Below are 22,746 nucleotides of genomic sequence, written 5' to 3'. Positions count from 1 at the left end.
CCAAACTAAAATCGTAAATCTACTGTTCGTCGCTCCGCCCAGCTTCTTTCAGCCATTTCGATGACGTAAATGACATCCCGCGCCTCCGCTGGCTTGACGGCCAATCCGCTCTCACCAGCAATGGCTTCACGGATGTTGCGATAAAAGGCCGGATAATTCCCCCGTTCGCTTTCTATGTATTCAATCACATCCACTCCGTCTTCAAGAACGTTCAGCTTACCCCAGCTGTCGCGGGGCTCCCGCCCCCAATTGGGATTTCCCTTGGGGCTTTCCCCGGCTTTGAGAGCGGCTTCCTGCGGGTCGATGCCATACTTTACGAAAGCACCATCCAGCCCATACAGTGCATACCGTGGCGACGGCTCCTTTACGAGCATTGCCCCTTTCAACGACACCTTGAGCTGCGGGTAATGCAGGATGAGCTCAAAATCATCCACGGCCTGCGCCCCCGGCCTTTGCGTACGCAGGTCTGCATTAATGGCCTCGGGCTTGCCAAAAAGCTGCAGCGACTGATCAATCAGATGCGCCCCCAAATCATAGAGAATGCCCGATCCGGGCAGATTGGCCTCTCGCCATGCATTTTCCTTCAATGCATTGCGGAACCTGTCATAGCGCGCCTCAAAAGAAACCAACCGGCCAAGGCGCCCATTTTCAATGACTTTCTTAACCGTCAGGTAGTCACTATTCCAGCGGGCATTATGGTGTACACTCACCAACAGGCCGCGTGCTTTCGCCAGCGCGACCAATTCATCGGCTTCCGCCACGGTATTCGTAAACGGCTTTTCGACCACCACATGTTTACCGGCAAGCAGCGCTGCTTGGGTAAGGGAATGGTGTACCTCATTCGATGTGGCCACCACCACAAGGTCGATATCCTCAGCGTGGATAATTTCATCCGCATGTGCTACAATGACCGCTTCAGGATACCTGGCTTGCAATATTTCCCGCTGCTCGGGTTTGCGGGCGCTTACTTTATGCAACCGCAGGCCATCGACGGCCGCGATTACCGGAGCGTGAAACACCCGCCCGGCCATGCCGAAGCCAATAAGTCCAACGTTTATCGGTTTATCCATTACATCCTTTCTGGTACCTCGATGCCTACTAACCGCATGCCGCTGGCAATGATACGGGCTGTTGCCGACGATAGGTGCAGCCTGAAATCCCTCGCTTCTTCTTCAGCTTTCAAGATAGATTCTTCATGATAAAACTTATTATACTGCTTAGCTACCTCGTAGCAATAATTGGCCAATTGCGCCGGACTGAACTCCTTGGCCGAGGCTTCAATGACAGCCGGATAATTATGCAGCAGCTGAATCAGATCACGTTCACTGGAAGCCAGTACTGATGGTACGGCCAGCGGTGTGGCCTGTGAATACCCCCCTTTTGCCAGCACCGATTTAATGCGCGCATGGGTATACTGGATAAACGGCCCCGTATGTCCCTGAAAATCGATGGATTCATTGGGATCGAAGAGCAACCGCTTCCTGGGCTCAACTTTAAGGAGAAAATATTTAAGTGCACCCATGCCGATGATGTGGTAGAGGTGCGCTTTGCCGGTATCAGATAGTCCCTCGGTCTTACCCAGTTCTTCCGTCCGTTTTTTGGCGGTTTCCGTCATTTCGTCCATCAGGTCATCCGCGTCGACCACCGTCCCTTCACGCGATTTCATCTTGCCCGATGGCAGGTCTACCATGCCATACGACAAGTGGAATAAACCGGTGGCCCATGGTTTACCTAATTTCTCAAGAATCAGGAAGAGCACCTTGAAATGATAATCCTGTTCATTGCCCACCACGTAAATGGATTCGCTCATGTGGAAATCGTCATATTTCAGTTGGGCAGTGCCCAAATCCTGCGTAATGTAAACGGATGTACCGTCGCCCCGAAGCACCAATTTCTCATCCAGTCCATCGGCAGTGAGGTCTATCCAGACGGAATTATCCACTTTTCTGAAAAACACGCCCTTATCCAGCCCTTCCTGGATGATATCTTTGCCAAGCAGGTAGGTGTCCGATTCATAATAGTATTTATCGAAGTCTACACCAAGGCGACCATAAGTCTGCTCAAAACCAGCGTATACCCACCCATTCATCATCTTCCACAGCGCGATGACCGCTTCGTCGCCCGCTTCCCAGCGCTGGAGCATCGCTTGCGCCTCCCGAATGATTGGCGCCTGTTTTTTGGCCTCCTCTTCACTGAGCCCCTGTGCCTTCAGCATGTCTATTTCCTGTTTATATGCTTTGTCAAAGCGAACATAATAGTTGCCTACGAGGTGGTCACCCTTGAGTCCGCTACTTTCGGGTGTCTCTCCGTTGCCCCATCGTTGCCAAGCCAACATGGATTTACAAATGTGAATGCCCCGGTCATTTACCAAGTTGGTCTTAATCACTTCATAGCCGTATGCTTTCAATATTTCAGCTACCGAATAACCTAAGAGGTTGTTGCGGATATGGCCGAGGTGCAATGGCTTATTGGTATTGGGTGATGAATATTCAACCATCAACTTCTTTCCGTTTGATGGGAATCTGCCAAAACTTTCCTGGATAACGTGTGTTTTAAACAAATCAGTCCAATATACATCAGATAGACTGAGGTTTAGAAAGCCCTTGATGGTGTTAAACGCTGCCAATTCGGGCACGTGTTCTTTCAGGTAAGCGCCGATTTCGGCACCCGTTGCTTCAGGGGATTTCTTTGAAAACCGTGTAATGGGAAACACAACGATGGTGAGCTGTCCCTCAAATTCTTTGCGTGTTTCCTGTATCGTGAGCTGGTTTTCCGGAATGTCCGATTGGTATAACGCTTTAACTGCCTGCTGGGTATGATAAATAAGCTGTTGTTGTATTGTGTTGGCCATGTAAGTATTTAAGCATTAATTTCTTAGCATTGATAGCGAAATTGCAAATTTACATTAGATATATATAGCGTTTCGTAGCGAAAATATATCTTTGCCAAAATTATAAAAAAATGCAGAGCTATCAGGAATTTCTTGACCTAAGCGTGGGCTTCCCCCAAGATGGATTTGAAATCATAGACGATGAATTGTATTTCCATGATCTCAATCTGATGGAAATGATCGAGACATATGGCACCCCGTTGCGGTTTACCTACTTGCCCATTATCAGCAAGAAGATCCAGCAAGCCAAGATACTATTTCAAACCGCAATATTGAAACACAATTACCGCGGCACCTATAAATATTGCTACTGCACAAAAAGCTCGCATTTCAAGCATGTGGTAGAAGAGGCCTTGAAAAACGACATCCACCTGGAGACTTCTTCGGCTTTTGACATGCCGATGATTGACGCACTGGAAAAGAAAGGGGTGGTCAATAAGGACATCACCGTCATCTGCAATGGGTTTAAGACGTACCAGTACAAGCAATATATCATCGACATGTTGCATGACGGCTACAAAAACATCATTCCAGTATTGGACAACAAAGAGGAGTTTAATATCTACGACGACGAGGTGGAGCTTGAGGAGCCCTGTAACCTGGGCATTCGCATCGCCGCAGAAGAACAACCTGATTCGCCATTCTATACCTCGCGACTGGGCATCCGACTGGAGGATATTCTCGATTTTTACAACAATAAAGTTGCCCCCAACCCCAATTTCAGGGTCAAGCTGCTCCATTTTTTCATTAATTCCGGTATTTCGGACACTCCTTATTATTGGAATGAACTGGAAAAATACGTTACACTTTACTGCAAATTCAAAAAAATAAACCCCGACCTTGACACCTTGGACATTGGCGGCGGCATGCCGTTCAAGGATTCCCTGGTGCATGATTTTGACTACGAATACATGGTCAATGAGATCGTAAACCGCATCAAGCAAATCTGTGCCATACATGAAGTGATGGAGCCCGATATCATCACCGAATTTGGCAAATACACGGTAGCCGAGGCCTCGGGTATCCTGTATAAGGTCATCGGTCGCAAACAGCAGAATGACCGTGAAAAATGGTTGATGTTGGATGGTTCTTTCATCACCAACCTGCCCGATGTGTGGGCGCTGAACCAAAAGTATATCCTATTGCCTGTAAACAATTGGGATGCGGAATACGAACGTGTCAATCTTGGAGGCATTACGTGTGATGGACAGGATTATTACAGCCAGGAAGCCCACATCAACAGTGTATTCATGCCCAAGACCCGGAAGCTCCAATACCTCGGCTTTTTCCATACCGGGGCTTACCAGGAAGTGTTGAGCGGCTACGGTGGCATCCACCATTGTTTACTTCCCTCGCCCAAGCACGTGTTGGTACGGAGAAACCGCGATGAGACGTTCAACTTTGAGGTATTCGGCGAGGAGCAGAACAGCAAGCAGGTGTTGCGATTATTGGGTTACCAATAATAGTGTATAACGGCGTGGAAACATTGGAATAACTTTTGCGATGTACTATGCTGAAAAAAGATGTCTTACTCCATATGACCATATCCAAGCATCAGTCAATAGGTTTGATCTTCCTGGCTGTTTTATGGGCTGCCTGCGGCAGCGATAAGTCCATCAGTGATCGGGTGGCATTGAGCGAGGTCGCTTATTACCTGGAATCCAATCCGGTATATGAGACAGCCGAGGTCGCTTATGGAGAAGTGAAATTCAGCCAAAAATCGGATGCCGACCTATTAAAGGCTTACCAGCAGTTGGAAAAAGGAGGATATGTGACACTGGAGCTTCTCAAAGAGCGAAAGCGCTTCTTATCCAAAGACAGTACATTTGTATACCTTGTCAAGCTGACGGACAAGTCCATTCCGTTTGTATTGGAGAAAACGGATAAGAAGGCAACCGTAAAAACAGTTGAATACACGCTGGACGAAGATGGTGGCATCTTGGTGGAACAAACCGGCAAGAACCGGGCAAAAGCAACGGTGACACTCAAAAAAGCAGACACGGATTTTGTGGATTTCGCAGAAAAAGGGGCCAACAACAACGCCTCGTTTACCAAGAATACCTATACGCTTCGTTTCAATAAGGAGACAGGTTGGGGAGTCACCAAATAGCTGGCCACATGCGATGAAAGGTTTAGGAACACTCGTAGCTATACAGGCATTGCTTGCTACCATTTCCGGTGTATTGATATCGCAGATGTCCCTGGTTGGACGAGTGGGCATCAGCGTGCTGTATAACCAATACGGCGTATTCAAAATATGGTGGAAGACAGCCCTGCTTTTGTTCGCCATCCAATTGGTACTGGTCCTTGCCCTATGGCTCACCAAGCGGCTCCTGGGTCGAAAGTTAGCTTTCGTCGTCCTGCTGCTTATCCTCGTCTTCGGCCTCTCCGGGGCTTATTTCACTTACCTTGATTTTACCACCACCACCCATCGGTTGATGCAGGCAAATTTCCACGCCGGGGGCTATCTTTTTTGGGGTACCTGGGGACTTACCTGTCTTTATTTTATGGTGATGCCCATCAAGCGGCAAAAACCCGAAGCGAATGTGTTTGTAGCACCCCCGGCACGCGATCTCATCAACACCATTTCCAACGATCATCCCGAGGGATGACAACCCGGCCTATCCTGTTGTCTCCGTATGCTTGAGCGGCGTTCCGGCAAGTTGGTAAAATACGCCAAAGAGCGCAACCAATACGGTCATGCAGGAGAATAATAGCGCCACAGAGACCGCTATCTCGGAGTGGAAATCGAACCGCTGCGAAGCCTGTAAAAACAGCCATTCCCGCACGCCGATTCCAGAAAACGACACCACGCTCAGGATGGCACTCATAAGGAATACCAAGAAATACACCAAACTGCCCTCGGTAGCCCTGAATGCTACCAATGTGAAATAGACGCAGAGCAACTGGAGCACCTGAACGGCTAACGAATAGCCCAAGCTGCTGAAAAAAATACCACGAAAGGCAGGGAACAACCGATTGATCATCATATGCGCGGCCCCTATAGCCATGGCAATTCCCGGCAAGGCCAGCAGTTTCCACCAACCGGGCAATAACGGCACGACTAATGCCAGCACCAATACAATGATGGCCACCAACCCTGACAATCGATCATTCAATACACTGTAGGTCAACGGCTTTATCCCCCAAGCAAATCGTTTATTGAGCAGATACACTTTGTATGCATCCCCCCCGATGCCACCCGGAATGAAAAAATTGTAAAACATACCAAGCAGATAAAGGGCATGGCTGCTCAACGTACTGAGGTAAAAGCCGCTGGCACGGAAATAAGCCAACAACCGCAACGATGAAACCCATTGGGAGGCTATAAATGCAACCAATGCCAAAAGCAGGAATCCAACCTCGGACGTGTTGACCAATGACCATACACTGCTGAAATCAATTTTGGCAAATACCAGGTACAGCAAAACTGCACTGACAAGTATCCTAACCAAGCTGGCTGCTGCTTTCCTTGCTTTTTTCAAACGTACTGATTTTTCGAATAATAAACGGACGCTTGTCCTGTGATTCGTAATAGGTTTTCATCTGTAGATCCACCACGATACCGATGGTAAAAAATTGTATCCCAACAAATACCAGCAATACACCCAGGATGAGCAGCGGCCTCCCCCCTATTTCGTTACCAAGCAGCTTCTCTATCAACAGGTAAACGTTGATGATGAAACCCAGTGAGAACGTTAGCAATCCCAAATTGCCAAACAGGTAAATGGGTTTCTGCAGGTAACGCTGCGTGAAAAGCAGCAGTAATAGGTCGTTGATAACCTTGAATGTGCGGCCAATACCGTATTTCGAGACACCGAAACGACGTGCATGATGCTTCACCGGCACCTGTTTGATACGAGCACCATTGAGGTGCGACAGCAGCGTGATAAACCGGTGTGACTCACCGTAAAGCTGGAGCTCCTTAGCTGTATCCTTTGTGAATACCTTCAGGGCGCACCCGTGATCCCGAATATCCAGCTTGGTCGTACGCCGGATAATGGCATTGGCTATCCGTGAAGGAAACGTCCGGATGATGTTGTCTTGCCGCTTCTGGCGTTCGCCGATGACCAAGTCGTAGTCGCCCGCCTCCAAGACATCGACCATCATGGGGATATCCGAGGGATCGTTCTGTAGGTCGCCGTCAAGGGTGACGATATAATCCCCCTTCGCGCGGTCAATCCCCGCCATCAATGCGGAGCTCTGCCCGTAGTTCTTCTTAAACTCGATTAAAACGACATGGGGATCTGCGACCTTTTTAATGGCATGGCGCGTACCATCGGAGGAGAAGTCATCTACCAAAATCAATTCGTACCGCCAATTCCCCATCGTCGAAGCGATGGCCGAAATCAGCAAAGGAACATTCTCTTCTTCATTATATAACGGGATGACTATTGAGTAAAAACGGCTGCTGTCCATGTCGTATGCTGATAGTTTTGTTTATTTTTGCGCCTCCAATTGCACCTATATGGGCGCAAATTTATTGATTTAATGCAAGTAATGAGCACGCAATTATCAGATAAGAATATCATTATCCTTTATGCCGCCCTTTCGGTTGCGTATTTATCAGGCCTATTTGTTCCGTTGATGGAAAACGATGCCGCGCAACATGCTTCCATGGCGATGCGGATGGCACTCAATGACGACTATCTCCATATCTATAAAGGCAATGAACCTTATCTTGACAAGCCTCACCTCCACTTTTGGCTTGCTGCATGGTCCATGAACTTGTTTGGCATCAACCATGTGGCATACCGTATCCCTGCACTGCTGTTCCTTGCCATAGCCGCATGGTGTACCTATAAACTAACGGTAACACTGTACCGCGACCGTAAAATGGCCCACGTGGCTGCGTTGATGTTCCTATCAGCGCAGACCATCATCCTTTCGGCTCACGATGTCCGTACCGACGCCGTACTCACGGGCGCGGTCATCTTCGGAGTGTACCACTTGGTAGCCTACATCAAAAATGGTACAGGTGCGCACATCCTGCTGGGCGGACTGGGAGCTGCAATGGCACTGGGCGCAAAGGGTATGGTTGGCGTAGGCATCATCGGCGTCTGCGTGTTGTCTTATCTGCTCTATAGCCGTGAGTGGCAGCGCTTTTTCCGCTGGAAGCTGTTGCTGGGACTCCTGTCTTTTATCATTGGGATAGCGCCCTTCGTCTACGCTTATTATCAGCAGTTCGACCAGCATCCCGAAATGCTGGTACGCGGTGAATACGGCGTATCCGGCGTGCGCTTCATCTTGTGGGACCAAAGCTTCAAGCGGTTCAGCGGCGAGGATTTCGGAGCCAACAGCCCCGACTACCTGTTTTTCTTCCATAGCCTGCTGTGGGTGTTTATTCCGTTTTCGGTACCCATGTATGGTGGTGTATTCAACCGCACGTGGTATTTCATCAAAAACCGGTTTGCCAAGGTTGACGGATCTGAATTCCTGACCGTAGGGGGCTTTTGGATGATAATGCTTATTTTCAGTTTTTCGAAGTTCAAGCTCCCCCACTACCTCAACAGCCTCATACCCATCATCGCTATCCTGACGGCTGCTTACCTCTTTCAGTTGGGAAAGCAAGCCGCGGGGCGAACAACAAAAGTATACCTGTGGTTTGGCTACCTGCTAATCGGCATAGGACTAGCCCTCATGGTGTACCTCGGCGGCTTAGCTTTCGGCATTCCGAGCGGAATCGGCTTCCTGCTTGTGGTGGGGGCAGGCGTACTCCTCGTGCGTGCCATATGGTCGGATGATACCCGTGTACCGCGCATTATTGCTATGGGTGTCTATTTTGTCGCCATGCTCAACATTTTCCTCAATACGCAGTTTTATCCCGCGCTGACGCACTATCAGGCAGGCCTACAAATGGCCAAGCAAATTCAAGAAAAGGGAATTTCTCCAAAGGACATCGTCATGCCCGACTACTACGCCAATTGGACACTCGACTTCTATACGAAAACGAATATCCAACGGCTCCCCATGGATGTGATCCTGCAGGAAAAGGGCAAATACCTTTTTATTTCCGAGCCAGATCTGGAACAGTGGAAAGCCGCAGGGCGATCCCATGAAATTATCGCTGAGGCGTCCCATTACCGAATAACCCGGCTAAAGCCTGCTTTCCTGAATGCAAAGACAAGAAACAGCCAGTTGAGCCGTTACCTACTGGTCAAGGCGATATGACTCCAAAATCGAAACACATGAAGATATTAGTTACCGGAGCCGCAGGCTTTATTGGCTTCCACTTGGTGCGTACGCTCCTTGATGAAGGGCACCAGGTGGTGGGGCTCGATAACATAAATGACTACTACGACGTCAACCTCAAATATGCTCGGCTAGCGGCCTGTGGAATCAGCAAAGACCACCTCGATGATGATAGCCTGATGCCAAGCGAAATGTATAGTAATTATCGCTTTCAAAAAACGGACATCGCAGCCATGGAAAATCTGGAGCTGCTTTTCCGTCGTGAGCAATTCGACACCGTGCTGCACATGGCCGCGCAGGTGGGTGTGCGCTATTCGCTCGAAAATCCACAGGCCTATACGCATTCCAACCTCATCGGCTTCATCAATATATTGGAGTGCTGCCGCCACCACGGCGTCAAGCACCTTATCTATGCTTCCAGTTCATCAATATACGGATTGAACAACAAAATCCCGTTCAATGAGGATGATCGCGTAGATCAGCCAGTGAGCCTCTACGCCGCGACCAAAAGAAGCAATGAACTGGCTGCATACAGTTACAGCCATCTCTACGGACTAAAGACCACCGGGCTACGCTTCTTCACGGTATATGGCCCCTGGGGAAGGCCTGATATGGCCATGTTCCTCTTTGTGGACGCCATTCTCAACGGCAGGCCGCTCAACGTGTTCAACAATGGCAACCTCTCGCGTGACTTCACCTATGTTGATGATATTGTGGATGGCATTAAACGGGTATTATATGGCTCGGAAGGTACCACAGAAGTTACGAATTATACAATTTACAATATCGGCAACAGCAAATCCGTAAAACTCCTCGATTTTATCGAAGCTATCGAAAAGCATACGGGCAAAAAAGCCACCAAAAAATTGTTGCCCATGCAACCGGGCGACGTGGAAGCGACCTGGGCCGACGTTAGCAAGTTGCAGAAAGACTTCGGCTACAAACCCCAAACATCCGTGGATACAGGTGTTAAACGTTTCGTGGAATGGTACCTGCGATATATTGGATAAGATTAAGCTGCTACGCAATAATTTTTAAGCGCTCAATCTTGGCAAACAGCTAATTATTTTAGTACATTTGCCGATATGGGACATGCGGCTGCACATACTGAATATGCCATTGTGGATATCGAGACCACAGGGGGCCATGCATCCGGGAGCGGCATCACCGAAATTGCTATCCTCATCCATGACGGGCAGGCGGTGATCGAACAATTCGAGTCACTCATCAACCCGGAGTGCCCCATTCCGTTGTCTATCCAAGCCATGACGGGCATCACCAATGAGATGGTGGCCGACAGTCCAGCTTTCAGCCAATTGGCAGCACGCATCCACGGCCTGCTTGCTGGCCGCATTTTCGTGGCACATCATGTCAACTTCGATTATTCCTTCTTAAGGCACCACCTGGAACTAGCGGGATACCGCCTTACTGTACCCAAATTGTGCACCGTACGCATGAGCCGAAAAATAAGGCCCGGCCTCCCCTCCTATAGCCTGGGCAGGTTGTGCGATACATTGGGAATACCCATCAACGGTCGCCACCGTGCGGGCGGTGATGCACAGGCTACTGCTGTGTTATTTGGATTGTTGCTGGAGTGGGACAACGGGGGCGTTATCCCCGAGATGCTTAAAAAAACATCCAAGCACCAACAATTACCACCCAACCTACCCAAAGAGTCAGTTGACGGTCTGCCGCACGATCCAGGAGTTTACTATTTCCGGGATAGGGGCGGCAAGGTGATTTATGTAGGCAAAGCACGCGATATCCGTAATCGCGTAGCCCAGCACTTCAGCGGCCACAATCCAAACCTCCAGCGTCAGCATTTCCTGCGCCACATCTACTCCATCACCTATGAGCGCTGTGGCACCGAGTTGCTTGCCCTCTTACTGGAGGCAATCGAAATCAAACGACTGTGGCCCATTTACAACCGGGCGCTGAAACGCTTTGAGCCCAAATTTGCATTGTATACGTACGAAGATCAAAGTGGATTCTTGCGCCTTGCCATTGGAAAACATGGCAAATACCATCAGCATATCCACCTATTCCACAGGCAACTGGATGCACTCAATTTACTCCGCCGATTAATCCGAGAATTTGATCTCCACCCCGGCTTCTGCAGCTTCGGTATACGGTCGGCGGTTTTCGACCCATCCGAGCTGAACATATTCCAAGTGGCTGGCACCGCATTGGACCTGTCACAAACGGATTATAATCAACGCGTCCAATCGGCAATCAGCCAGCTCACGCAGCACCTGCCTACTTTTGCCATTTTGGACGATGGCAGGGAAAAAGGTGAACAGAGCTGTATTTGGGTAGAACACGGGCATTTTTATGGCATGGGATACATTGGTAGCCATCTTCCATCCAGCTACACGCCTGCGGAACTGAAAGCGTCCCTTACCCGATACGATAGCAACCATTACATGATGCAACTCATCTACAACTACGCTGAAAAATACCCGGATAAGCTATGGAAACCCGGGCAGCACACCACCTGTAGGAAATAATATGGATAAAAAAATAGTTAACGCTTACTTGGCCCTGGCCGTTGTCTGCATCGTGTGGGGTACCACGTACTTCGCCATGCGTATCGGCGTGGCTACCTTCCCGGCATTCCTGTTTTCCGGTATCCGGCAGGTCACCGCTGGCACACTGATGATGGCTTTATTGCTGCTGGCCGGCCAGAAATTGACTATCAGTCGGCGCGACATTACCCGCCAATTCGTAGCGGGCACGCTGATGATTGCCCTTGGCAATGGTGTTGTGGGATGGGCTGAGCGTTATATTCCCAGTGGACTGGCGGCCCTTATTGTTTCGGTGATGCCCGTTTATGTGGTACTGATTGGTTACGTATCGGGTGCCGACCGAAAAGCGGTCAACGCTTACTTGATCATGGGCCTTTTGTTGGGCTGTGTGGGTGTAAGCCTCATCTTTCGGGACAATCTGGCCGACCTTGCCAATCCCAATTACCTATACGGCATATTAGCAGCCTTCTTTGCCTGTTTTTGTTGGGCTGCGGGCACCGTGTATACCAAACACAAGCCTTCCGAGGCTAAAACCTTGGTCAACGTGGCTTTCCAGCTCACGAGCGGCGGTGTGGTTTTGCTCATGGGCAGTGTGTTTCTGGATGACTACTCCCAATTGGCCACCATCTCCCCGGATAGCCTTTGGGCTTTACTCTATCTTATCATCTTCGGATCACTGGCTTCCTACGGATGCTTCCTATATGCTTTGAAGCACCTACCGTCCGGGCTTGCCTCAATATATGCGTATGTCAACCCCTTTATCGCGTTGCTCCTCGGTTACTTTTTTCTCAACGAAAAATTGACTTGGATTACAGCTTTGGCACTTACGGTGACATTAGGCGGCGTATATTTCGTCAATAGAAGCTATCGGCCCAAAAAGGCAGGTGCATATCCGGCAGGTAATACCGACGACAGCGCACATTGAAAAAAAATAAAATAATAACCGCCTGCCATAGGGTTGTCAGTGTCACCCACGTTCTTTGTTTTCACAAATCAAAAACGACGACACAATGGAAACATTACACAATGAAACCACCATTAGCCTCGCCCAGCTACTGGCTCATTGGCAAGGGCACCGCGGCCTTACCCGCAGGGTCATCGACGCTTTTCCCGAAGATCAACTCTTTTCGCACACCATCGGCGGGATGCGCACATTCAAAGAATTAACGATGGAACTCAACAGCATGGGAGCCACGGGCGCGCATGGAATTGCTACCGGCGAATGGAAGGAACTGAACAAGCTGCCCGGTGCAGCGGAGCTGGATGTCAATCCAAAAACAAAAGAAGGTATCCTTAGGTTGTGGGACTGGAGCACAGATTACATCAATAACGTCTGGCCACAAGTACACCCTACCCGGCTACAGGAAACCGATAAAGCGTACGGCCAGTGGGAAGGCCCGGTATGGTGGCTCTTGTACTACTTCATCGATAATGAAGTGCACCATCGGGGGCAGGGCTATGTATACCTCCGTTCGCTCGGTATTGAGCCACCCCCATTCTGGGATAGGTAATTTCCGGTTATCGGCCCATTCCATGATGGTGGCCGATAACTTATCATTACATTAAATCGGCACATATTTTCGGCTGATATGCTGCCAGATATAAATAACGAAGCTGACGGTAATGAGTACACCTGCCATCCCCTGAAAGAGCATGGTATAATGAATACCCCATGCTTGGGTGAGTGCACCGATAAATAAACTTCCAAGTGGAAAAACCCCTTGGAAAGCCATGATATAAAAACTGATTGCCCTTGCCCGGTATGCAGGCATGGCATGTGTCTGGATATACGTATTGATACTCGAATTTTGCACCATCATTCCCATCGAAGCAAGCAAGGTGCTCACCAGCGCAAGCGGCAGCCAAGAAGCAAAGGAAAGCGCCAAAATGCCAAACGCAAACAAACCCGATGCCTTCACCACCCGGAAACGGAGGTTAGTGCCCATCCTTGTTCGAGCCATATAGACAGCGCCGCCCATCGCGCCCAAACCCGCGGCACTCTCAAACCAACTGAACGTAGTGGCATTGCCACCAAACATTTCCCTTGCAATCACCGGTAGCAATGTTGTATAGGGAATGATAAGTAAACTGGAAGCCGTAAGCAATAAGATAAGCGACAATATATGAGGCGAGTGCTTCAAATAACTAAACCCTTCCTGAAAACCCTTCCATGTGCTTTCCTGTTTCGCCCGGATAGGCTTTGAGATTAGTTTCATCGATAGCAACGAGCCGATAACCGCTATGAAGCTCACGAAATTAATCCCGAAGCAGACCGCTTCGCCATAGGTGCTCAATAAGATACCGCCCAAAGCTGGCCCCAGCATCCGGGCAGCATTAAATGCAGAGGAATTGAGCGCAATGGCATTGGGCAAATCCGCCTTATCATCTACCAACTCCACCATAAGCGACTGCCTTGCTGTCACATCAAATGTGTTAATTACACCTTGAATAAAGCTCAGCACTCCTATCCACCAGACGCTGTAATACCCAAGGAATACCATGAGTGCCAGTGTTCCGGCTTGAAGCATGAGGCCAAACTGCGTAATGACCACAATGCGGTATTTCTGGTGCCGATCGACGAAACTGCCGATAAATGGCGACAATACAAGTGACGGGATAAGCGCCATAAACGACACCAGGCCAAGAATGAAGGCTGATTCGGTAAGCCGGTAGACCAACCAACTGACGGCGATGCGTTGCATCCATGTGCCCATCAGTGAAATGGCCTGTCCTGTAAAATGTAACCGGTAATTACGGTGCCTAAGTGCTCGGAAGAGATTCACCCTTACCTATAAACAAAAGTCATACCATGTGCGGCCACCAATGACAATCTAAACTGCTTTAATATTTCCTTTTTTGCCACTTTTTCGTTAATTTTACATGCTGAAATTCAATGTTTCATTTAAACTCCTATATCATTTAAGACATGAAATTTTTCATTGATACTGCCAATTTGCAACAAATCAAGGAAGCCCAGGATCTGGGTGTATTAGACGGGGTGACAACCAATCCGAGCCTGATGGCCAAAGAGGGCATCACCGGCGAGGAAAGCATTATTAATCATTACAAAGCTATCTGCGATATCGTAGACGGTGACGTAAGTGCCGAAGTGATTTCCACTGATTTTGACAATATTGTGAGGGAAGGCGAAGCATTGGCCAAGCTCAACGACAAGATCGTCGTGAAAGTGCCCATGATTAAAGAAGGTGTGAAGGCCATCAAATATTTCACGAGCAATGGCATTAAAACCAATTGCACATTGGTATTTTCTGCTGGACAGGCTTTACTTGCAGCAAAAGCAGGCGCTACTTACGTATCACCTTTCCTCGGCCGCTTGGACGACATTTCAACCGACGGATTGTCGTTAATAGAAGACATCCGGTTGATTTATGACAACTATGGATACGAAACGCAGATACTGGCCGCGTCCATACGGCACGTGATGCACATCGTAGAATGTGCGAAAATCGGAGCGGACGTCATGACAGGGCCTTTGTCGGCCATATTAGGACTGCTCAAACACCCACTCACAGACAGTGGCCTCGCGCAATTTTTGGCAGACCATGCCAAGGCTGCCGGGAAATAACCCCGTATTACCCATTAGCGCCCACGGCCTGCGCCGTGGGCTTATCGACATGATATCGAAATGTTGACCGCAATTGAAAAAGAACAGGGCATAGCCGATGAAAAGTTCATCCGCTTACTCCGTCAAAACAAACTGAAAGTAACGCAGCCCCGGCTTGGCGTACTGCAGATTGTATCAGGCAAAGAGACTGCCATCTCCCAACCGGAACTCGAAAAACTGCTGGGCGATTCGGTAGACCGGGTGACGCTGTACCGTGTACTGGCTACCTTTGAAGAAAAAGGTATCCTTCATAAGATCTTTGATCTCCATGGCACAGCCACTTATGCCCTTTGCTCTACGGACTGTGATGAGCACCACCACCACGATGAGCACGTGCATTTCATCTGCTCGGCGTGCAACAGTATTTATTGCTTGGACGATATCAAGCTACCCAGAATTAACCTTCCCGAAGGTTACCAACTGACTTCCGTTGGCATCAATGCCGTGGGACTTTGTGCGCAGTGCAAATCACTCGTAAAATAGTAAAATAAACGACGACTAGCTTTCCCCTAGCTTCCGCCACGTTCGCCCAGTTCCCCAGCCCTTTCCATATCCCGCCATATTTTTACGCCCCTTTTCTTTAGCTAAAAAAAATATAATAAATTGCTAAAATTTTATTATACCATCAATAAGTAATTAATAAACAATAATAAACAACAATCAAATATACTTTTAGTATAGGTATTACTTTAGCTAAGCTAACGCTATCCTATCCTACCCGCCGTACAATCCCCTAAAAACGAGCAAGCACACCAACTAACTAAAGTCTAAGCACTAAAATATTGCTAAAATTATAGCAATAATAATATAATTATTTGTTAAACAGTCAATTAAAATAATTAATATAAACATAGACTTATCATCAAGAATTTAGCTAGATCTCGTTCATTGCTTGTTCGCCAATACATTTGGGAATTTTGTATTTTAGCGGGATGAGGAGTCAAATGGACATACGGATAAAAGACTTCATCGCCTTTTGTAAATCCCCTAAAGGAATATTCATCCTGGCGTTTGCATCCACCCTATCGTTGGTTTTTTATTTCGCATTACCTAAGCCTCTTTTTCGCTCCCCTACCTCGTTTGTCATCGAAGATGAAGCGGGTCGTCTGTTGGGTGCATCCATTGCCCTTGATGGCCAGTGGCGTTTCCCAGCCACGGATGCTGTACCCGAAAAATTTGCCAAATGCATTGTCGCTTTTGAGGACAGGCGGTTTTATATCCATCCGGGTGTCGATCCTGTCGCATTGGTACGGGCCATCTGGCAAAACATCCGGGGCAGGCGTGTAGTCAGCGGGGGCAGCACCATCAGCATGCAGGTCATCCGGATGAGCCAGAACAAGCCCCGGACGATTTGGCAAAAGTGCATGGAAGCCGTCCTGGCCTTTCGGCTAGAAGCAGGCTACAACAAGGCCACCATCTTACAGCTATATAGCGCACACGCTCCCTTTGGCAGCAACGTAGTGGGGCTTGATGCTGCTTCATGGCGGTATTTCGGACGCGCCCCCGAACAGCTCTCATGGGCCGAAGCGGCTACGCTTGCCGTACTTCCCAATGCACCGTCCCTCATCCATCCAGGCCGTAATCGCAAACGACTGCTTGCCAAGCGAAATATGTTGCTGGACAAATTGGCTGTCCAGGGTACCCTTGATCGAAGCGCAGCAGAATTGGCCAAGCTGGAGCCGCTACCAGATGAACCGCTGCCACTGCCGCGGCTTGCTCCGCATCTTCTGGAACGGTTCAAAAAGGAATATGGCCGACTTGGCACCGGTGTTACGCGCCTGAAAACATCGATCAATGCCAACCTGCAGCAGCGGGTGGCCGATATCATCGACCGCCATCACCGCGGCTTGAGCGCCAATGGCATTTTCAACGCCGCTGCACTTGTGCTGGAAGTCGAAAGCGGCAAGACAATGGCCTACGTGGGCAATGTGCATACACCACAAAATGCCGAGGCTGAAAGCCACGTGGATATGATCACCGCGTTGCGAAGCCCCGGCAGTACATTGAAACCCTTACTCTACGCAGCCATGCTCACCGACGGATTGATACTGCCGCATACGCTCATTCCCGATATTCCTACGCAAATCGGCGGCTATACCCCGCAAAACTACGACTTGGGCTATGATGGAGCGCTTCCTGCTTCACGTGCGCTGAGCCGTTCACTCAACATCCCGGCAGTAAAGATGCTGCAACACTATAAATACCAGCGCTTTCAGCCTTTCCTCCGTCAGGCAGGCGTGCGTACGCTTGACCGTCCCGCCGACTTTTATGGGCTATCCATGATTTTGGGTGGCTGTGAGGTCACCATGTGGCAGCTTGCCGGCACGTACGCCAGCATGGCCCGCACGCTGAACCATTACCGGCGCTACCATGCTGGATATAATTCAACGGATTACCGTCCCCCACACTACTCAAGAAACGTCGGCACGCTGCCGGAAAACAGCGTAGAACGAACCTCCATTATTGACCACGCTTCACTATACTTCACTTTCCAAGCGATGAACGAAGTGATGCGTCCCGGTGAGGAGGCGCTATGGGAGCAATTTGCTTCCTCAAAAAAAATTGCTTGGAAAACCGGCACGAGCTTCGGTTTTCGCGACGGGTGGGCCATCGGGCTTACACCGACGCATGTCGTATGTGTATGGGTAGGAAATGCTGATGGTGAGGGACGGCCCGGCCTCACCGGTATCGAGACCGCCGCCCCTATCCTATTCGAAATCTTCGACCTATTGCCCGCTCGAGCATGGTTTGAAGCGCCCCTAGACCGGATGGTGCAAACGGCGGTATGTCGCGAAAGTGGTCATCTCGCCGGACCGGACTGCCCCCATCCTGATACCGTCTACATTCCCGTACCGGGGCATCGATCGTCCGTATGCCCTTATCACCAACTCATTCACACGAATAGCAAAGGCACACTGCAGGTGACTGCCGATTGCGCGGCGGCTGGTGATATTGTAGCCGCACAATGGTTTGTACTGCCGCCAGCCATGGAGTTCTATTATAAGCCGAGGCACGCCACGTACCGTGAACTGCCACCATTTGGCAATGGCTGCGCAATAGGTACCGATGGCCAGCCCATGGAAATGATTTATCCCAAAAATAACGCAAAAATTTATATACCTTTAGAAATCGATGGCCGGCGTGGGCAAGTCATCTTTAATGCTGCACACCGCAGGAAAGGCAGCAGAATATATTGGCATCTTGATGAAACCTTCGTGGGCGAAACAGAGACGTTTCATCAGCTTGCACTCGATGTGCCTGCGGGATTGCATCGCATTACGTTGGTCGACAGCGACGGCGCACGTATCAGTCAGCAATTTGAAATTTTAAAGAAATAACCATGCTTGAACTTTTAGACCTACAACAAGTATTCGTACTGGACATCGAGACAGTGCCCCAAAAAACCACGTATAAAGAGTTGCCTCCCCACTTCCAAGAATTATGGGCCCACAAAGCAAAAAATATCCTCCAAGAAGGCGAATCTGCTGCCGATGTATACCATACGGCAGGGCTCCATGCCGAATTTGGAAAAATCATCTGCCTATCCGTCGGCATATTCTATCAACGGTATGGTCGGATGGGTTTTCGCGTAAAATCCTTTATGCAGGCAGATGAAAAGGAACTGCTGACAGATTTTTCCACCTTATTGCGCAGGCAACCAGCCAGCCTCGTCCTTTGCGGACACAACGGCAAGAGCTTTGACTTTCCTTACATTTGCAAAAGGATAATCATCAATGGGCTGGCACTTCCGCCCCAACTGGATATATCCGGCAAAAAACCCTGGGAAATCAACCACTTGGACACCATGGAACTTTGGCGTTTCGGGGATTTCCGCAACAATGTATCGCTCAACCTTATTGCAGCGGTATTAGGCATACCCACGCCCAAGGACGACATCAGTGGTGAAGATGTTTACCAAGTGTATTACGAAGAAAACAATTTGGAACGTATCCGCATCTATTGTGAAAAGGACGTTATTACTACGGCACAAATCTTGCGGAGATTGCGTAGTGAGCCACTGATCGATCTGGACGACATCAGCTTTGCGGAGTAGTCCCATGTCTCAAACTCAAAACTCAACTATGTCAAACAAGAAAAATAACGCTTTTAAACATATCCTGACACAGCTTATTTCGGATGTCATCGAAAAGTCGGGCAATAAGCCCATCAATTACAAGCAGGTAGCAGCCAAGCTCAACCTGACTGACCCCGAGTCGCGCGAGGCCATACGCGACATTCTGCAGGAGGAAGCTCACATTGGGCTTTTCAAAGAAGTCGAAAAAGGGAAATATGCGCTCAAAGAACTCAAAGCCTTCGTCGTTGGCCGTGTCGATATGACCGCGGATGGATCGGCTTTTATCGTGCCCGAAGATGAGTTTGAAGACGACATCTACATTGCGCCACGGAAACTCAGGCAGGCCCTGCATGGCGATCGCGTGAAGGTACATGCCTATGAAAAACGCCGTGGCAAGCGCAAAGAGGGCGAAGTGGTGGAAATACTCGAACGGGCCCGTACCGAATTTACAGGCACCATCACCATATCCCCCCGCTTTGCTTTTTTCATCGCAGACGATCGGAAGATGCTCAATGACATCTTTGTGCCACTGGCCGATCTGAATGGGGCGCAGGATGGCGAAAAGGTGGTCGTATCCATCACCGAATGGCCACAGGACAGCAAAAACCCGGTCGGTAGGGTGAAACATGTGCTCGGCAAAAAGGGGGAGAACAACACGGAGATGAATGCCATCCTCGCCGACTTTGGCTTCCCTTTGGCATTCCCCACGGCTGTGGAACAAGAGGCGGAAGCCTTTCCTGCCGAAATATCGGCAGAGGAGATTGCTAAACGGCGGGACTTCCGACCCATCACCACGTTTACGATTGATCCCGTGGATGCCAAGGATTTTGACGACGCGCTTTCATTCCAGCCATTGCCCAATGGCCATTACGAAATTGGCATACACATTGCCGACGTCACCCATTTCGTGCGGCCGGACACGGCACTCGACAAAGAAGCTTTCGAACGCGGCACATCCGTGTATCTCGTAGATCGCGTCATTCCCATGCTGCCCGAACGTCTGTCCAACGATCTGTGTTCCCTGCGGCCGAACGAAGATCGGCTTGTCTTTTCCGCCGTATTCGAAATGGACAAAAGCGCCAATATCATCAGCGAATGGTTCGGCAAAGCCATCATCCATTCCGACAGGCGGTTTAGCTATGAAGAAGCCCAGGAAGTACTCGACAACAAAGAAGGCGACTTTGCACAGGAGCTCCTTACACTCAATGAGCTGGCTTACATCCTCCGTGATCATAAATTCAAGCATGGCGCCATCAGTTTTGAAACCAAGGAAGTCAAATTCCACCTGGATGAAAACGGCAAGCCGCTGGGTGTATACGTCAAGGAACGCAAGGATGCCCACAAGCTCATAGAAGATTTCATGCTGCTCGCCAACAGGCGCGTGGCCGAGTTCATTGGCAAGCAAGGCAAGGGAAAAGCGAAGAAAACCTTCGTGTACCGCGTACACGACGCACCCAATGCCGAAACCATTGCAGGCTTTGCGCAGTTTGCTGCCCGCTTCGGTTATAAACTCAACACGAAGTCTGACCGTGAGACCGCCCGATCGCTCAATCACCTGATGGAACGGATTGAAGGCACTAAAGAGCAAAATGTGCTGACCACGCTCGCCATCCGTTCCATGGCAAAGGCCATCTACACGACAAAAAAAACCAGCCACTACGGCTTAGCATTCGACTACTACACACACTTTACCTCGCCCATCCGACGCTATCCGGACGTGATGGTACACCGATTGCTGGAACATTACCTCGCTGGTGCCAAGTCGGCCAATGCCGAAGCCTATGAGAAATTCTGCGAGCATTCCTCACAGATGGAGAAAAAAGCAGCGGACGCTGAACGTGCTTCGGTGAAATACAAGCAAGCCGAGTTTCTACAGAATCAGGTGGGCGAGGCCTACTTGGGCATTATTTCTGGCGTGACCGAATGGGGCATGTATGTCGAAATCGAGGAAAACAAGTGCGAGGGTATGGTGCGCCTGCGCGATATTACGGACGATTTCTACGCGTTGGACGAAAAGAACTATGCCATCATTGGCCAGCGGAAGAAAAAGCGTTACCAGCTTGGCGATGAAGTGCGAATCCGGGTAAAGAAAGTGGATTTGGCCAAGCGGCAGATTGATTTTACGTTGGAGCCGTGATAAAACAGTGCCAACGCAAACCTTTTTGGGGAATTTTTGTTTCATTTCAGATTTTTGTTTCCAACACGTAATCCAAAACAATAACTCATTTTCAATCGTATGCAAGAAACACCTACCCCTACCAAACGTCCGTATGCCCTGGAACTGGCCGCAACGCTCGTCTCGTTGGCGTTCATCATTGCACTGATGTATGTCTTGCAAAGTGTGCTGTTGCCACTCATGTTTTCCATACTCATCGCCATTTCCTTGTACCCCGTAGCACGTTTTCTGGAGCGCTTGCGCTTGGGAAAAGCCTTTTCGGCTTTGCTTGCTGTTATTTTGGCCATTGCTATCCTATCGGGATTGGTCTGGTTCATTATCCACCAAGTCATCATCATCGGCAGGGATGGCACCGAAATGCAAACGAAGTTCCTCGCCATTTTTGATACCATACAGAAATGGCTACAGGATAGCTTTGGGTTGGAACCCACAGAAGTTGTCGAACGATTACGGGGTCAAGCCAATCAAATCCTATCCAACGCGGCTTCTTATGTCACAGCCGCCTTTGGCTCCATTGGCAATTTGCTCGCCGGGACGGTGCTTGTCCCGCTGTTTTCATTCTTCTTGTTGTATTACCGGGTATTCTTCCGTGAATTTTTCTTTCGCGCATTTAAATCAACGCCCCAAGAGCGCGTTCACACCACACTTAACAAAATTTACACCGTGGTGCAGAGCTACCTGCTTGGCTTGGTGACGGTAATGGGTATCGTAGCCATCTTGAATACGGTGGGATTATTGGTCTTGGGCATTCAATATGCCTGGTTTTTCGGCACATTGGCATCGCTGCTGATGCTGCTTCCGTACATTGGTATCGCTATTGGTTCCATCCTGCCCGCCCTCTTTGCACTGGCCACCAAAGACAGCACGTGGTATGCCTTAGGCGTTATCGCATGGTTCCAAGTGGTGCAATTTTTGGAGGGCAACCTCATCACTCCAAACATTGTGGGTGGAAAAGTCAGTATCAATCCATTGATGGCCATCATATCCATCTTATTGGGTGGAATGCTTTTCGGGCTCGCCGGATTAATCCTGGCACTGCCGCTCACGGCCACCATTAAGGTATTGTTCGACGCGATCCCTTCCATGAATGCCTTTGGATTTCTCATCGGTGAACCGGAAAAATACCATCTGAAACGGTACTCAACGAAAATCTTGCTTAAGCGCTGGAATCTTCGGGATTTGCTGGAAGCGAAGGAACGCAAATTCAAAGCGGACGAGGAAAAAGCGACCGACGATCCAGATGAGGCGGCGCGGCCATAGGAG

General features: G+C 49.3%; 19 protein-coding genes. 14 read left to right on the top strand and 5 right to left on the bottom strand.

The features are described 5' to 3' along the window. Positions 1–5: 5 nt before the first annotated feature. Positions 6–1,070, bottom strand: a complete 1,065-nt coding sequence (locus tag BMW65_RS08390) for an oxidoreductase (protein ID WP_090604546.1) — start codon at positions 1,068–1,070, stop codon at positions 6–8. Further along, positions 1,070–2,851, bottom strand: coding sequence for an arginine--tRNA ligase (gene argS / locus BMW65_RS08385; protein ID WP_090604544.1), 1,782 nt, complete (start codon positions 2,849–2,851; stop codon positions 1,070–1,072). The genes BMW65_RS08390 and argS overlap by 1 nt, the downstream gene beginning before the upstream one ends. A 110-nt stretch (positions 2,852–2,961) precedes the next feature. Between argS and BMW65_RS08380 the strand changes: the two genes are divergently transcribed. The 3 genes from BMW65_RS08380 to BMW65_RS08370 are packed head-to-tail and all read left to right on the top strand — an operon-like array spanning position 2,962 to position 5,502. After that, complete coding sequence (locus BMW65_RS08380; protein ID WP_090604542.1) at positions 2,962–4,353, top strand: arginine decarboxylase; 1,392 nt, start codon at positions 2,962–2,964, stop codon at positions 4,351–4,353. Positions 4,354–4,400: 47 nt separating this feature from the next. Further along, positions 4,401–5,000: a hypothetical protein gene (locus tag BMW65_RS08375; RefSeq protein WP_090604541.1), complete on the top strand. Its 600-nt coding sequence runs from the start codon at positions 4,401–4,403 to the stop codon at positions 4,998–5,000. Positions 5,001–5,013: 13 nt separating this feature from the next. After that, a complete protein-coding gene (locus BMW65_RS08370; protein ID WP_218145371.1) occupies positions 5,014–5,502 on the top strand; it encodes a hypothetical protein in 489 nt (162 codons plus the stop codon). 9 nt (positions 5,503–5,511) lie between these two features. Here the strand turns inward: BMW65_RS08370 and BMW65_RS08365 are convergent, their stop codons facing one another. Continuing rightward, the gene (locus tag BMW65_RS08365; RefSeq protein ID WP_177181056.1) at positions 5,512–6,375 is read right to left on the bottom strand and encodes a lysylphosphatidylglycerol synthase transmembrane domain-containing protein; all 864 of its coding nucleotides are present in this window, start codon (positions 6,373–6,375) and stop codon (positions 5,512–5,514) included. Next, positions 6,338–7,309, bottom strand: coding sequence for a glycosyltransferase family 2 protein (locus BMW65_RS08360; RefSeq protein ID WP_090604537.1), 972 nt, complete (start codon positions 7,307–7,309; stop codon positions 6,338–6,340). Before BMW65_RS08360 ends, BMW65_RS08365 begins: the two co-directional genes overlap by 38 nt. Positions 7,310–7,390: 81 nt before the next feature. On the opposite strand from BMW65_RS08360, the gene BMW65_RS08355 reads away from it, so the two are divergent. From BMW65_RS08355 to BMW65_RS08335, 5 genes are all read left to right on the top strand, one after another. After that, positions 7,391–9,061 (top strand): ArnT family glycosyltransferase, encoded by a 1,671-nt coding sequence (locus tag BMW65_RS08355; RefSeq protein ID WP_177181055.1) that lies wholly within the window; start codon positions 7,391–7,393, stop codon positions 9,059–9,061. Positions 9,062–9,078: 17 nt separating this feature from the next. Beyond that, positions 9,079–10,092 carry an NAD-dependent epimerase gene (locus BMW65_RS08350; protein ID WP_090605376.1) on the top strand — a complete coding sequence of 338 codons (1,014 nt, stop codon included), beginning with the start codon at positions 9,079–9,081 and terminating at the stop codon, positions 10,090–10,092. Positions 10,093–10,167: 75 nt separating this feature from the next. Further along, positions 10,168–11,589, top strand: a complete 1,422-nt coding sequence (locus BMW65_RS08345; protein ID WP_090604534.1) for an exonuclease domain-containing protein — start codon at positions 10,168–10,170, stop codon at positions 11,587–11,589. Position 11,590: 1 nt separating this feature from the next. Next, the gene (locus BMW65_RS08340) at positions 11,591–12,532 is read left to right on the top strand and encodes a DMT family transporter (RefSeq protein ID WP_090604532.1); all 942 of its coding nucleotides are present in this window, start codon (positions 11,591–11,593) and stop codon (positions 12,530–12,532) included. A gap of 85 nt (positions 12,533–12,617) precedes the next feature. Continuing rightward, entirely contained in the window at positions 12,618–13,118 is a 501-nt protein-coding gene (locus tag BMW65_RS08335; RefSeq protein ID WP_090604530.1) for a DinB family protein, read from the top strand. Positions 13,119–13,169: 51 nt separating this feature from the next. Here the strand turns inward: BMW65_RS08335 and BMW65_RS08330 are convergent, their stop codons facing one another. After that, positions 13,170–14,390, bottom strand: a complete 1,221-nt coding sequence (locus BMW65_RS08330; protein ID WP_090604528.1) for an MFS transporter — start codon at positions 14,388–14,390, stop codon at positions 13,170–13,172. Between the two features lie 143 nt (positions 14,391–14,533). Here BMW65_RS08330 and fsa point away from each other — a divergent pair, with 143 nt between their 5' ends. From fsa to BMW65_RS08300, 6 genes are all read left to right on the top strand, one after another. Next, positions 14,534–15,193: a fructose-6-phosphate aldolase gene (gene fsa / locus BMW65_RS08325; protein WP_090604526.1), complete on the top strand. Its 660-nt coding sequence runs from the start codon at positions 14,534–14,536 to the stop codon at positions 15,191–15,193. Positions 15,194–15,253: 60 nt separating this feature from the next. Continuing rightward, positions 15,254–15,715: a Fur family transcriptional regulator gene (locus tag BMW65_RS08320; protein ID WP_090604524.1), complete on the top strand. Its 462-nt coding sequence runs from the start codon at positions 15,254–15,256 to the stop codon at positions 15,713–15,715. Between the two features lie 461 nt (positions 15,716–16,176). Then, positions 16,177–18,570, top strand: coding sequence for a penicillin-binding protein 1C (pbpC, locus tag BMW65_RS08315; RefSeq protein ID WP_090604522.1), 2,394 nt, complete (start codon positions 16,177–16,179; stop codon positions 18,568–18,570). Positions 18,571–18,572: 2 nt separating this feature from the next. Then, on the top strand, positions 18,573–19,286 hold the full coding sequence (locus BMW65_RS08310) for a 3'-5' exonuclease (protein ID WP_090604520.1): 714 nt from the start codon (positions 18,573–18,575) through the stop codon (positions 19,284–19,286). 28 nt (positions 19,287–19,314) lie between these two features. Further along, positions 19,315–21,444: a ribonuclease R gene (rnr, locus tag BMW65_RS08305; protein WP_090604519.1), complete on the top strand. Its 2,130-nt coding sequence runs from the start codon at positions 19,315–19,317 to the stop codon at positions 21,442–21,444. Between the two features lie 99 nt (positions 21,445–21,543). Further along, positions 21,544–22,743 (top strand): AI-2E family transporter, encoded by a 1,200-nt coding sequence (locus tag BMW65_RS08300; RefSeq protein WP_090604517.1) that lies wholly within the window; start codon positions 21,544–21,546, stop codon positions 22,741–22,743. The last annotated feature ends 3 nt before the right edge of the window (positions 22,744–22,746 follow it).

The sequence above is a fragment of the Parapedobacter koreensis genome (genome assembly GCF_900109365.1).
Lineage (GTDB): Bacteria > Bacteroidota > Bacteroidia > Sphingobacteriales > Sphingobacteriaceae > Parapedobacter > Parapedobacter koreensis.
The sequence above is the reverse complement of the archived record's forward strand: the minus strand, read 5'-3'. Positions and strand labels throughout refer to the sequence as shown.

Bases quoted from the DNA above. Each gene is read 5' to 3' on its own strand.
- BMW65_RS08380 (WP_090604542.1), top strand. From the start codon at position 2,962: ATGCAGAGCTATCAGGAATTTCTTGACCTAAGCGTGGGCTTCCCCCAA.
- fsa (WP_090604526.1), top strand. From the start codon at position 14,534: ATGAAATTTTTCATTGATACTGCCAATTTGCAACAAATCAAGGAAGCC.
- BMW65_RS08300 (WP_090604517.1), top strand. From the start codon at position 21,544: ATGCAAGAAACACCTACCCCTACCAAACGTCCGTATGCCCTGGAACTG.
- BMW65_RS08340 (WP_090604532.1), top strand. From the start codon at position 11,591: ATGGATAAAAAAATAGTTAACGCTTACTTGGCCCTGGCCGTTGTCTGC.
- BMW65_RS08310 (WP_090604520.1), top strand. From the start codon at position 18,573: ATGCTTGAACTTTTAGACCTACAACAAGTATTCGTACTGGACATCGAG.
- rnr (WP_090604519.1), top strand. From the start codon at position 19,315: ATGTCAAACAAGAAAAATAACGCTTTTAAACATATCCTGACACAGCTT.
- BMW65_RS08375 (WP_090604541.1), top strand. From the start codon at position 4,401: ATGCTGAAAAAAGATGTCTTACTCCATATGACCATATCCAAGCATCAG.
- BMW65_RS08345 (WP_090604534.1), top strand. From the start codon at position 10,168: ATGGGACATGCGGCTGCACATACTGAATATGCCATTGTGGATATCGAG.
- BMW65_RS08360 (WP_090604537.1), bottom strand. From the start codon at position 7,309: ATGGACAGCAGCCGTTTTTACTCAATAGTCATCCCGTTATATAATGAA.
- BMW65_RS08390 (WP_090604546.1), bottom strand. From the start codon at position 1,070: ATGGATAAACCGATAAACGTTGGACTTATTGGCTTCGGCATGGCCGGG.
- pbpC (WP_090604522.1), top strand. From the start codon at position 16,177: ATGGACATACGGATAAAAGACTTCATCGCCTTTTGTAAATCCCCTAAA.
- BMW65_RS08320 (WP_090604524.1), top strand. From the start codon at position 15,254: ATGTTGACCGCAATTGAAAAAGAACAGGGCATAGCCGATGAAAAGTTC.
- BMW65_RS08350 (WP_090605376.1), top strand. From the start codon at position 9,079: ATGAAGATATTAGTTACCGGAGCCGCAGGCTTTATTGGCTTCCACTTG.
- BMW65_RS08335 (WP_090604530.1), top strand. From the start codon at position 12,618: ATGGAAACATTACACAATGAAACCACCATTAGCCTCGCCCAGCTACTG.
- argS (WP_090604544.1), bottom strand. From the start codon at position 2,851: ATGGCCAACACAATACAACAACAGCTTATTTATCATACCCAGCAGGCA.
- BMW65_RS08355 (WP_177181055.1), top strand. From the start codon at position 7,391: ATGAGCACGCAATTATCAGATAAGAATATCATTATCCTTTATGCCGCC.
- BMW65_RS08370 (WP_218145371.1), top strand. From the start codon at position 5,014: ATGAAAGGTTTAGGAACACTCGTAGCTATACAGGCATTGCTTGCTACC.